The organism is Dysgonomonas sp. Marseille-P4677 (genome assembly GCF_016652235.1).
Taxonomy (GTDB): domain Bacteria; phylum Bacteroidota; class Bacteroidia; order Bacteroidales; family Dysgonomonadaceae; genus Dysgonomonas.
Genome location: NZ_JAEPKU010000028.1, coordinates 25,764 through 37,307, shown reverse-complemented (window position 1 = coordinate 37,307; position 11,544 = coordinate 25,764). Strand labels below are relative to the sequence as shown.

The following is an 11,544-nucleotide window of genomic DNA, read 5'->3' as shown; positions in this document are numbered from 1 at the left end:
GGCTTTATTGTCTACTCTTTTCGAGAAACTATATAATCTGGAAAAAAACAAGCAAGGAAAAATAAATATTGTACATATTGGTGATTCTCATATTCAAGCTGATTTTTTTACTGATGCTATTAGAGAATCTTTGCAATATAAATTTGGAAATGGAGGGATTGGTTTTACTTTTCCATATAGTTTAGTTAAGACAAATGGTCCTCGTAACGTAAAGTATATTTCCAATTCGACATGGCAGAGTTTATTAAATGTATATCCTGTTGCGGATGTTGGCATAGGGCTAAGTGGCATTGCTCTTTATACATCAGCAGAGGATTTTGTTCTACAGCTATATACTCCGGATGGTGTAGGGTTTAATAAAGTGAAGATAATTTATCCAACCAAGGAACCTCAATATAAAATGTCTGTAACAGCTGAACCATTGGAGGTTTCTTCAACCGGAACAGTCACTGCATCTACTGTAGGATTAAGATACCATAAAGTGAAAAGCGGAGAAAGTTTGTCTTCCATTGGCCGCAAATATGGTGTTACAGTAGCTCAGATTAAGAAATCGAGTGGTCTTAAATCAAATACAATTCATCCTAAACAGACGCTGAAAATACCTGTAAAGGGTAGACGGGCAAAAGTCTCGACTCCGAAGGTTGTAGCATCGAATATAGAAAAGGATAGTATCGATTATGTTTCTTTAGTTTCAAAGCCTTACTATTCTTCATATACAAGCGATACATTATTGCATCGTATTACTATTTTGCCTGATGTCAAAGAACCTATGTACAATTTGAATGGCTTTGTTTTAGAAAATGATCAACCGGGAGTTATATATCATTCTATTGGTGTAAATGGAGCAAAATTGTCGGATTATAATAAATATCCTTTGTTTTTTGAACAATTACCGATCCTTCATCCGGATATGGTTATATTGTCATTTGGTACAAATGAATCGTTTGGAAAATTATCTGATTCAGAGTATATCTATCAGGTAAATGAGTTTGTTAGTAACATTAAGAATTTGAATCCAAATACTATGGTACTGGTTATGACTCCACCGCCTTCCATGTTTCGTCGGGGGCGTACCAATACCTATGTATCTAGTTATAGTATAGCATTAATGGGACTTAGCGATTTTCCTGTATGGGATTTATATACACGTATGGGCGGAGCCTCAGGAATTGCACCTAAGGGCGAATATGCACGTCTGATAGCGCGCGATAAAGTGCATTATACAACATCCGGATATCAGGCACAAGGCCAATTATTTGCTTCCGATTTTATTGACGCTTATAACAATTTTAAGAAAAAGAAAAACATTGAAAACACTGCTCAACATAGGTGAAATATATTTTCCTGATTATATAACTAAACTTTTTGGAGACTTAGATGTAGCCTCATGGTTTGTTTATGATCCTAATCATCCGCTACTTTTTAATAGTCCATTGTTCTTAGGCCTTTTTTTTATATTTTATATAATATATGTAGGTGTTAGATCACAGAACTTTGAGCTTTTTCGTAAGATATATTTAATTGTATTCTCTCTATTTTTCTACTATAAGGCTGGCGGGAATTATTATATCCTGTTAGTTATATGTGCTGTGGTAACGCATCTGCTTTCCAAAAAAATGTATGAAATAGAGAGGCAAACATCTCGGAAACTACTGTTAGCTCTTATTGTAATAGCAAATTTGGGAATGTTGTCTTATTACAAATATACAAATTTTTTAATAGACAATATAAATGCCATATTTCATGGTGACTTGTCATTTCAGAATATAATATTGCCTATTGGTATTTCTTTCTTTGTTTTCGAAGCCATTAGTTATGCAGTCGACTTGTATCGGAAACAGATGGAACCGGCAAAATCTACTCTCGATTTTTGCTTTTATATAAGTTTCTTTCCCAAGTTAGTTGCCGGGCCTATAATAAGGGCTAAGGATTTTCTTCCTCAGATGTATAAGAAATTACATTTGACCCGAGAGGAAGCTAGCTCAGCTATATTTCTTATATTAATAGGTCTAATAAAAAAGGCTGTAATTTCCGATTATATATCTACAAACTTTGTAGACCGAGTATTTGATTCTCCTATGAGTTATACAGCTTTCGAGAATCTAATGGCTGTGTATGGATATACATTGCAAATATATTGTGACTTCTCCGGATATTCAGATATGGCTATCGGGTTATCGTTATTGATGGGATTTAAGATTCCACCAAACTTCCTGACACCTTATAAATCTCAGTCGATAACAGAATTCTGGCGTCGCTGGCATATTTCATTATCTTCGTGGCTGCGGGATTACCTATATATATCGTTAGGTGGTAATCGCAAAGGAAAAATAAGGACGTATGTAAATCTTTTTCTTACAATGCTTATTGGAGGACTTTGGCATGGAGCATCGTGGAAATTTGTAATGTGGGGCGGATTACATGGTGGAATTCTTGTTGTAGAACGATTCTTCAAACAATTTGTTAAAGTACCGGATAACCGTTTGACGCGTATAGTCTGTATATTGCTTACGTTTCATTTTGTAGCATTCTGCTGGATATTCTTCCGTGCAGGAAGTTTTGAATTGGCGGCAGATGTAATTTCAAATATTGGGAACTTAACCTTTGCTCCCGATGAGTGGTTGGTGATCATTGAGGGCTACAAGAATGTATTTATACTTATTGCTATCGGTTATATATTGCACTTTTTACCTGAGAAATTTGTAAATTCGGTAAAAGCCGGATTCAATAATACCCCTTTATTACTAAAAGCTGGTTTGGCAGGATTGATATTTTGGTTGATATTTGCCACAATGTCGAGTGGCCCTCAACCGTTTATCTATTTCCAATTTTAAATGGTATCACAAAAGTTATAAAAACGTATATCCTATGCACCGGATCAAACAATATGCCTTCCACAAAACCAAATATGGAGAAGAGTTGTTAATTGATGTTGTCCGGCTAAAAGATATAAAAAAATATCTGAAAGAGGATGCTGTCCATAGATTGGGCTATCATGATATTACCCTGATTACAGATGGCCATGGTAAATTTAGAATTGATGAAAAGGAATATTATGTCCGAAAAGGGGATGTAATATTTTCTTCACCCAATCAGATACGCTGGTGGGACATTAATAATATTACAGACGGCTATGCCCTTATATTTGAAAAGGAATTTCTACTCACCTTCTTTAATGATCCTGATTTTCTGGAGCACTTATCATATTTCAAAGGCTCACATGCTTTTAGTAAATTAAGTCTTGATAAAGATTCTGAGCACACTCTCCGGTTAATAAATGAAATTAAACAGGAAATAGACTCTTATAAGGAAAAAGATAAGCATATACTGAGAGCGTTACTATATCAGACACTGAAATCATTGGACAGAATTTATATCCTTAGAAATTCATCTTCCGTTAATACCGAAAATGCAAAAAACAGATATGCCGACACTTTTATAAAACTTGTAGGTATAGAATACAAGCAAAACCATTCTATCCGTCATTATGCCGATAAACTCTGTATTACTCCAAATTATCTGAACGAACTGGTAAAATCGGCAAACGGAATTAGCGCTAAACAAGTTATTCAGAATAAGGTTATACAAGAAGCAAAAAAAATGCTCTTATATTCTTCCTTTTCCATATCAGATATAGCTGCGTCTCTCAATTACGAAAACACATCATACTTTATCCGTTTTTTTAGGAAACAAACAGGTTATACGCCTTTACAATACCGTAACGCTGATAAACCGTAAAAAGTGCTATTTTCTCCGTCATATGCATTGCCGGCATTCTACAGTGACGTAATACCTTTGTAATGAAATAATTTAAATCATTACAAACATGAATTACGAAAAAAGCATTGCAACAAAGATTATTGCACTAGAAACAGCCGCTTTAAAGAAATGGAACAATGGTAATCCGTCAGGTTATCTGGATTTATACACTCCGGACTTTACTTATTTTGATCCTTTTCAGGAGAAAAGGTTAGACGGCTTCGATAAAATAGAAGCTCTTTATGAAGAGGTGAGTGGCAAAGTACGGGTAGATAATTATGAAATGATAGACCCTAGAGTACAGGCTACAGGAGAAATGGCTGTGTTAACTTATAATCTACTTTCATACACAGAAGAAACGGTCTATAAGTGGAACTGTACTGAGGTTTATAAGTTAGTGGCAAACGAATGGAAGATTATTCACAATCACTGGTCTTTGATTAAACCTGTATGAAATTTAGTCAAAGGATGAATCAAACTCATGTTCTAAGTCTTCCAGCTCTTTCTTTATCTTTTCCAACTTTTGTATGATTTGTACTTTCCGAGTCTCTTCATCTTTGTTGTGTTTGAGAGTTTGTCGCGCACCTTCAAGGGTAAGCCCTTTATTTTTTACAAGGTGATATACCAATGCAATATTTTCGATATCTTCTTTCGTATATTGACGTGCTCCCCCCTCTGTCTTTCTGGGTTTGATAATGCTGAATTCTGTTTCCCAGAAACGAAGTAGCGACTCATTAACTCCAAAGTGAGCAGCTACTTCTTTTAAAGAATAATATAATCGATTACTATTTTCAAAGTCTATTTTCATAAGATATCAATCCATTACCTGCCCGTGGTTGGCGGCCATTTGCAACATCTTATCATATTCTTCAGGAGAAAGATCCATAAAGTAGTATTTAGCCGGATTGTCCGGGTATCCTTTTACATGTACTTCGTAATGTAGGTGAGGCCCTGTCGATTTTCCGGTGTTGCCTACTTCTCCTATTTGTTCGCCACGTGTTACCTTTTGGCCGATGCGTACTTTATAATCATTCAGATGGGCATATAGAGTTTGGAATCCGTAACCATGGTCAACAATGATACACTTTCCGTATCCTTGTTTCCAATCGGCTAGGGTAACTACACCATCTCCGGTTACATATACCGGAGTACCTATGTTGGCTGCAAAGTCCATCCCGGCATGGAAGCGAAGTGTTCCATAAATAGGATCTATTCGTGTTCCATAACCGGATGCCATTTGTTTTAAATATTTCATCGAAACCGGTTGTATGCTTGGAATATGTTTAAGTCGGTCTTTTTGAGTCTTAGCCATAGATAATACTTCATCAAAAGAATTAGATTGTATATATATTTGCTTTGCAATATAATCTATCTTCTTTGTAGTTTGAATAATAAGATCAGGATTGGGTAAATCGCTCAGATAGTCGTATTTTCCCGGAGCTCCAACTCCCGATGTACGTATAGAATTGGGAATAGGGTCGGAATGGAAAATTGCTCGATACAAATTATCGTCTCGTTGTTGTATATCTTTTAGTACTTTGGACATTTCATTGGCTCGCTTCGATAATACTTCATACTGAGTGCGTATCAATTGATCTTCTTTCTTTTGGGCTTCACCCCAAGGTGTCCCTACAAAGTAAATAAAAGCCACAAGTGCCGCTATACCTACTATTATGCCCGAAATCAGATGCCTGAAAACAACAAAAATTCTATCCTTTAAACTGGGATAGATTCGTTCATATGAGAGTGTTTGCGAATTGTAACGGTAGTATACTTTACGCTTCATTTTTTACTTCTCTGATATTTTATATTCGAGAGTTCGACAAAAGTAAAGTTTTTGAACTATTTTTGCAAATCGTTTATATTTAATTAATGAGCAGACGAGAAAATGTAGTGCTGTGTCGGTTTAAATAGTCTGATATAATTATTACTTTCGCATTTTTGCTTATTGGTTCATTAAAATGTTACTCATAACTTATAATTTTTAACTATAAAATGACTTCTAAAGAAATTCGTGAATCATTCAAATCTTTTTTTGCATCAAAAGGACACCAGATAGTGCCATCTGCACCTATGGTTATTAAAGATGACCCGACACTAATGTTTACAAACGCAGGTATGAACCAGTTTAAAGATATTATTTTGGGTAATGCTCCTATTAAATATCCACGAGTGGCGGATTCTCAAAAATGTCTTCGTGTAAGCGGTAAGCATAACGATTTGGAAGAAGTAGGTCACGATACATATCACCATACCATGTTTGAGATGCTAGGAAATTGGTCGTTTGGTGACTATTTCAAAAAAGAAGCTATCGAATGGGCTTGGGAATATTTGACAGAAGTGATTGAGTTAGATCAGAACCGTTTATACGTAACTGTTTTTGAAGGAAGCCCTGATGAAGGCTTGTCGCGAGATGACGAAGCCGCAGGTTATTGGGAGAAATATCTTCCTAAAGAACGTATAATCAACGGCAATAAGAAAGATAATTTTTGGGAAATGGGCGATACAGGTCCTTGTGGCCCTTGTTCCGAAATACATATTGATATTCGTTCGGATGAAGAGCGTGCAAAAGTAGATGGAGCGTTATTAGTAAATAAAGATCCCGATGTAATAGAAATATGGAATCTTGTATTTATGCAATTTAACCGTAAGGCAGACAAGTCTCTCGAATCGCTTCCTGCTAAGGTTATCGATACCGGGATGGGTTTTGAGCGTCTGTGTATGGCGGTGCAAGGTAAAGTGTCGAATTATGATACAGATGTTTTTCAAACAATAATAAAGGCTATTGGAGAATTAACAGCAAATACTTATGGCGAGGATGCTAAAAAGGATATTGCAATGCGGGTTATTGCCGACCATATACGTACTATAGCTTTTTCTATTACCGACGGGCAATTACCATCGAATGCAAAGGCCGGTTATGTAATCCGCCGTATTCTTCGTCGTGCTGTGCGTTATGGCTATACATTCCTTGATCAGCATAAAGCATTTATGTATAAGTTAATCCCTGCACTTATAGAGACAATGGGCAATGCTTATCCTGAACTTATACAACAACAAACTCTCATCGAAAAAGTAATAAAAGAAGAAGAAGAATCCTTCCTTCGTACACTGGATACAGGTATAAAACTATTGGATAAGCAAATTACGGAAACAAAAGCAAAAGGTCAGACTGTACTTAATGGTGCCGATGCTTTTACACTGTATGATACATATGGCTTTCCATTAGACCTAACAGAGCTAATTCTTCGCGAAAACGATATGACTGTGGATCATAATGCTTTTGATGCAGAAATGCAAAAGCAAAAAGAGCGTGCGCGCAATGCGGCTTCCGTTGAAACCGGCGACTGGGTACAGCTAAAAGAGGGTGATCCGGAGTTTCTTGGTTATGATTCTACTGAATGTGAGACTGAGATTTTACGTTATCGTAAAGTAAAACAAAAAAATAATGAGTACTTTCAGCTAGTCCTTAGTCATACACCTTTCTATGCCGAAATGGGAGGACAGGTAGGTGATAGCGGTTGGTTGATAAACGGTGATGAAAAAATAGAGATAACAGATACGAAACGAGAAAACAATCTGGCTGTACATATCGCGAAGGTGTTACCTCAGGATGTGACTGCTACTTTCCAGGCTCGCATCAATAGTAAAAATCGTACAGCTACCGAATGTAATCATACAGCTACTCACTTACTGCACGAAGGCTTACGTGAGATACTTGGTTCTCATGTTGAACAAAAAGGTTCGTTTGTATCGCCAATGTTGTTACGTTTCGACTTCTCCCATTTTCAGAAACTAACAGATGACGAAATTCGTAAAGTAGAGCGTTTTGTTACAGCTAAGATTCGCGAGGATATTGTTCGTGATGAAAAACGACATGTCCCTATTTCTGAGGCTAAAGCTATGGGAGCTATGGCTCTGTTTGGCGAAAAATATGGAGATGATGTGCGTGTTATTCGTTTTGGTGATTCAGTGGAACTTTGTGGGGGAACGCATATTTCATCTACAGGACGAATAGGTTCGTTTCGTATTATAAATGAAAGTTCTATCGCAGCAGGCATTCGTCGTATAGAAGCTATTACAGCAGAAGTTTGTGAAGATCATTATTATATGCAGCAGGATATTTTATCCGAAATGCGTTCTTTATTGAATAATGCACCGAATCTGACTCAGACATTACGCAAATTCTTTGAAGAGAATTCGGAGATGAAGAAGAAAATGGAAGAGTATGTGAAAGAAAAGATCGTTCAATTAAAAGATTCTGTGATAAAGAATAAACAGGTTGTGAATGGTATCGATACTTTCATATTAAAAGGTTCTATTCCGGCAGACATGGTAAAAGATATTGCATTTCAGATTAAAGGACAATATCCGCAGAATGCAGCGTTCGTAGGAATTACCGATGCCGAAAATAAGCCATTGCTGACCTTGATGTTAAGTGACGATTTGGTGAATGATCATCAGTTGAATGCATCTCAGATTATTCGTGATGCAGCGAAACATATACAAGGTGGTGGCGGTGGGCAACCTCATTTTGCGACAGCGGGAGGTAAAAATCGTGATGGCTTAGCCAAGGCTTTTGATGAAATATTAGATAAAATAAAATAATCTCTTTAGCAGATAAGAGGGCTGATATTCGATTATCGGCTCTTTTTATTTTGTGGCTACTGTTTCTTTTCTTGGTTTATATAAAGCCTAAAACTATTAACTTTGTAATATGAAAACGATTCTTACAACGCTTAATGCTAAATACATTCATACATCTTTGGCTCTTCGCTGGCTATATGTAGCAAACAAAGATAAATTTGATATTTCTTTCAAAGAATATACAATTAAGGAAGATCTGGCGAAAATATCAGATGAGTTATTAGCTATGCAAATCGATGTTTTAGGGTTAAGTGTTTCTATATGGAATGTATCGCAAACAAGAATGTTGGTGGCTCTGTTAAAGAAAGAGAATCCAGACTTAATTATTATACTAGGAGGCCCGGAAGTATCGTATGAACCGGAGTTCTTCTTGCAAAATTGGGATATTGACTACGTGATAAGTGGTGAGGGTGAATTCGTTTTTGGAGAGCTACTTAATGCGATTGAGAATAATGAGCTTGCTGACATGCCGGGAGTATCTGCCCGAAATAGAATAAGCAGACATATTGTACAAGCAGATATGGAGAGGTTAGCATCTCTGCCATCTCCGTATATGCTCGACGAAGACAGAACTGATGTGCAAAATAGACTCGTTTATTTTGAGACTTCGCGAGGATGCCCTTACCAATGTCAATATTGTTTATCGTCACTCGAAAAAGGAGTACGTTATTTTCCTCAGAATTATATATTGAGCAATCTGAAATACTTAATAGATAATGATGTAAAACAAATTAAATTTCTCGATCGTACATTTAATCTTAATAAAAATCATACGCTTACTGTATTTGACTTTTTAATTAAGAACTATCGTCCGAATCTGAGTTGTCAGTTTGAAGTCTACGCTGATTTATTAAGTGATGAAATGATTGATTATCTGAATACGAATTTACCTGAGAATTATTTCCGTTTCGAGATCGGTATCCAATCTACATACGAGCCAACTAATATAGCAGTCAAACGCAAACAAGATTTTCCATTATTAGCCGATAATGTGAGGAAAATAATGGCTGGAGGGAAGGTAGATTTACATCTCGATCTTATTGCCGGTTTGCCATATGAGACATTAGACCGTTTTATAAAATCATTTAACGATGTGTTTGAATTTGGAGCAAAAGAAGTACAGCTTGGTTTTCTGAAAATGCTGCGAGGAACAAATCTCAGACGCTATGCCGATAAGTATGGTTATAAATACGATGAGGAGCCCCCTTATGAAATAGAATATAATGCAGATATATCAAGAGTAGAATTGGATAGAATACATGAGGCTGAACATGCTCTCGAGAAGTTTTGGAATAGCGGGCGGTTTTCACAAACAATGGATGTTATTTTTACTAAATATTATAAAGGTAGATATTTCGAATTGTTTGATGAAATAGGACAATATTATAAACAACAAAGACTACCTCACAGGGGATATCAACTCGAAGATTTATTCAGATATTTAGATAATTTCTTACAGACAAAGGGGCTTAACCTATTTCAGTATTTACGATCTGATTATTACAATAACTTTACACGTAGACCTCAAGGTTTCTGGAAAGAGCAAATAGATAAGAAGAAACGAAAACAATTATTGTATCAAATAGGGCAGGATAGAGTATTTTTATCTAAGTACAATCTGAATCGTAGGATAATAGAGAAACAAACGGCAGTAGACCATATTTCAGAGAATGATTATCAACTTACTGTATTTATGGGTAGTACCCGATTGGTATTACCTTATTCAGTAAGTTATGAATAATAAAAAAGCAATTCTGAATGAATTGCTTTTTTTATTTATAATAATGATATATTATTTTTTGAACAGACTGCTTAATGCACCGAGTAATCCTCCGCCTTTCTTCCCAGCTACGGATTCTACAAGAGATTCCAGATTAAAAGAATCGTTCGAATCATTGTTCTTTTTAGAAATAAGACTTATTACAGCTGGTATTACTACGGATGCAATACTGTTTGCAGTATCTTTATTTAAACCAACCTTTTCACTCAGTGCCGAGACAACCGATCCCTGGATTGAGTCTGTGATTGCCTTGCTGTCTGAACCTCCACCAAATAAATTCATTAAATTGGGTAGATTACTTGTTGTAAGTTGACTCTTAATACCATCTACGATAGAAGATGTCGTTGTTTCTATTGCAGCTTCTTTCTTATTAGTAGGCACATCTGAGTTTTGTGAGATGGCTTCTAGAGCCTGATTCTTTACAATGTCTATAATACCGTCAAGCATAATTGTGAATCTTTAGGTTAATACTATAGATTTAACACAGTAGCTGCTTATTTGTTTAATGGACAAAGTATATTTAAGTTAAAAGAATTATCTCTATATTCCATTTATTATTCGGTAGTATTCGTTCCAATTATTTAGTAGACTTTCCATCGAAGGCAGTACAATATTGGCTCCCGCATCAATTAATACTTTGTCGGATATAGGCCCTGTATTAACCGCAATACAAAAAATACCGGCAGCAACAGCAGCTTCCACACCTCGAGGAGCATTTTCTATAACTATGGCTTGATTTGAATTCAGATTTCCAGCTTTCTTTAAACCCATCAAATAAGGTTCTGGATGCGGTTTACCATGTTTTACATCGAATGCTGTTACCATCATTTTTTTATTGAACAATTCGGGGAAATTAACTTCCAATTTGTTTATAAGAGAAGGCTGCCCCGATCCTGTTACAACTACACAAGTAAAACCTTCATCATGTACCTTTTTTACAAAATCATAAGCATATGGTATGAGGCTGCCATCGTTGTATTTTGTAAATAATTCACTTTTACGCCTATATATATCTTCTTTTTCTTTGTCTGTTGCGTCTCGTCCTTTTTCTCTCTTTATTATATGATTGATTGTTTTTTTTCCAATCATTCCTTCATATAAATAAAACTCTTCGGCCGTGCTAGGAATATCAAATTCGTCCATGGTGTCTTTCCATGATTTGGAATGCCACTTCATAGAGTCGTATAAGACTCCATCCATATCGAATAGAATGGCTTTGATATCAAACTTAGAATAATTGTGCTTTGTTAAAAAATCTTTGAATGCAGTTGTCATTATCAATAAATGTTGTTGCCGCAAAGATAGTCAATATTTCGGGCATAGAAAAGGCGACCAACTCTATTAGTTTAGGTCGCCTT

Annotated in this window: 10 protein-coding genes; 6 read left to right on the top strand and 4 right to left on the bottom strand. The window is 35.9% G+C overall.

All coding sequences use genetic code 11. The annotated features are described in order from the left end of the window. The 4 genes from JGH11_RS07380 to JGH11_RS07365 form a co-directional block, all read left to right on the top strand. Nucleotides 1-1,333, top strand: a 1,333-nt coding sequence (locus JGH11_RS07380; protein ID WP_201110934.1) for a LysM peptidoglycan-binding domain-containing protein, incomplete at its 5' end; no start/stop codon positions are given. Nucleotide 1,334: 1 nt separating this feature from the next. Continuing rightward, nucleotides 1,335-2,834 (top strand): MBOAT family protein, encoded by a 1,500-nt coding sequence (locus JGH11_RS07375; protein ID WP_370567576.1) that lies wholly within the window; start codon nt 1,335-1,337, stop codon nt 2,832-2,834. Nucleotides 2,835-2,868: 34 nt separating this feature from the next. Beyond that, nucleotides 2,869-3,738 (top strand): helix-turn-helix domain-containing protein, encoded by an 870-nt coding sequence (locus JGH11_RS07370; protein WP_201110932.1) that lies wholly within the window; start codon nt 2,869-2,871, stop codon nt 3,736-3,738. 88 nt (nt 3,739-3,826) lie between these two features. Beyond that, nucleotides 3,827-4,213: a DUF4440 domain-containing protein gene (locus tag JGH11_RS07365; RefSeq protein ID WP_201110931.1), complete on the top strand. Its 387-nt coding sequence runs from the start codon at nt 3,827-3,829 to the stop codon at nt 4,211-4,213. A gap of 3 nt (nt 4,214-4,216) precedes the next feature. Here JGH11_RS07365 and JGH11_RS07360 read toward each other — a convergent pair whose 3' ends face one another. Together JGH11_RS07360 and JGH11_RS07355 are read right to left on the bottom strand one after the other, a co-directional pair. Further along, entirely contained in the window at nt 4,217-4,567 is a 351-nt protein-coding gene (locus tag JGH11_RS07360; RefSeq protein ID WP_201110930.1) for a MerR family transcriptional regulator, read from the bottom strand. A 6-nt stretch (nt 4,568-4,573) separates the two neighbouring features. Beyond that, nucleotides 4,574-5,545: a M23 family metallopeptidase gene (locus JGH11_RS07355; RefSeq protein WP_201110929.1), complete on the bottom strand. Its 972-nt coding sequence runs from the start codon at nt 5,543-5,545 to the stop codon at nt 4,574-4,576. A gap of 209 nt (nt 5,546-5,754) precedes the next feature. Between JGH11_RS07355 and alaS the strand changes: the two genes are divergently transcribed. Together alaS and JGH11_RS07345 are read left to right on the top strand one after the other, a co-directional pair. Continuing rightward, nucleotides 5,755-8,367 (top strand): alanine--tRNA ligase, encoded by a 2,613-nt coding sequence (alaS, locus tag JGH11_RS07350; RefSeq protein ID WP_201110928.1) that lies wholly within the window; start codon nt 5,755-5,757, stop codon nt 8,365-8,367. 109 nt (nt 8,368-8,476) lie between these two features. After that, nucleotides 8,477-10,147 (top strand): B12-binding domain-containing radical SAM protein, encoded by a 1,671-nt coding sequence (locus JGH11_RS07345; protein WP_201110927.1) that lies wholly within the window; start codon nt 8,477-8,479, stop codon nt 10,145-10,147. Between the two features lie 51 nt (nt 10,148-10,198). Here JGH11_RS07345 and JGH11_RS07340 read toward each other — a convergent pair whose 3' ends face one another. Further along, the gene (locus JGH11_RS07340; RefSeq protein ID WP_201110926.1) at nt 10,199-10,633 is read right to left on the bottom strand and encodes a DUF937 domain-containing protein; all 435 of its coding nucleotides are present in this window, start codon (nt 10,631-10,633) and stop codon (nt 10,199-10,201) included. A 93-nt stretch (nt 10,634-10,726) separates the two neighbouring features. Then, on the bottom strand, nt 10,727-11,461 hold the full coding sequence (locus JGH11_RS07335) for an HAD family phosphatase (RefSeq protein ID WP_201110925.1): 735 nt from the start codon (nt 11,459-11,461) through the stop codon (nt 10,727-10,729). Between the last annotated feature and the right edge of the window lie 83 nt (nt 11,462-11,544).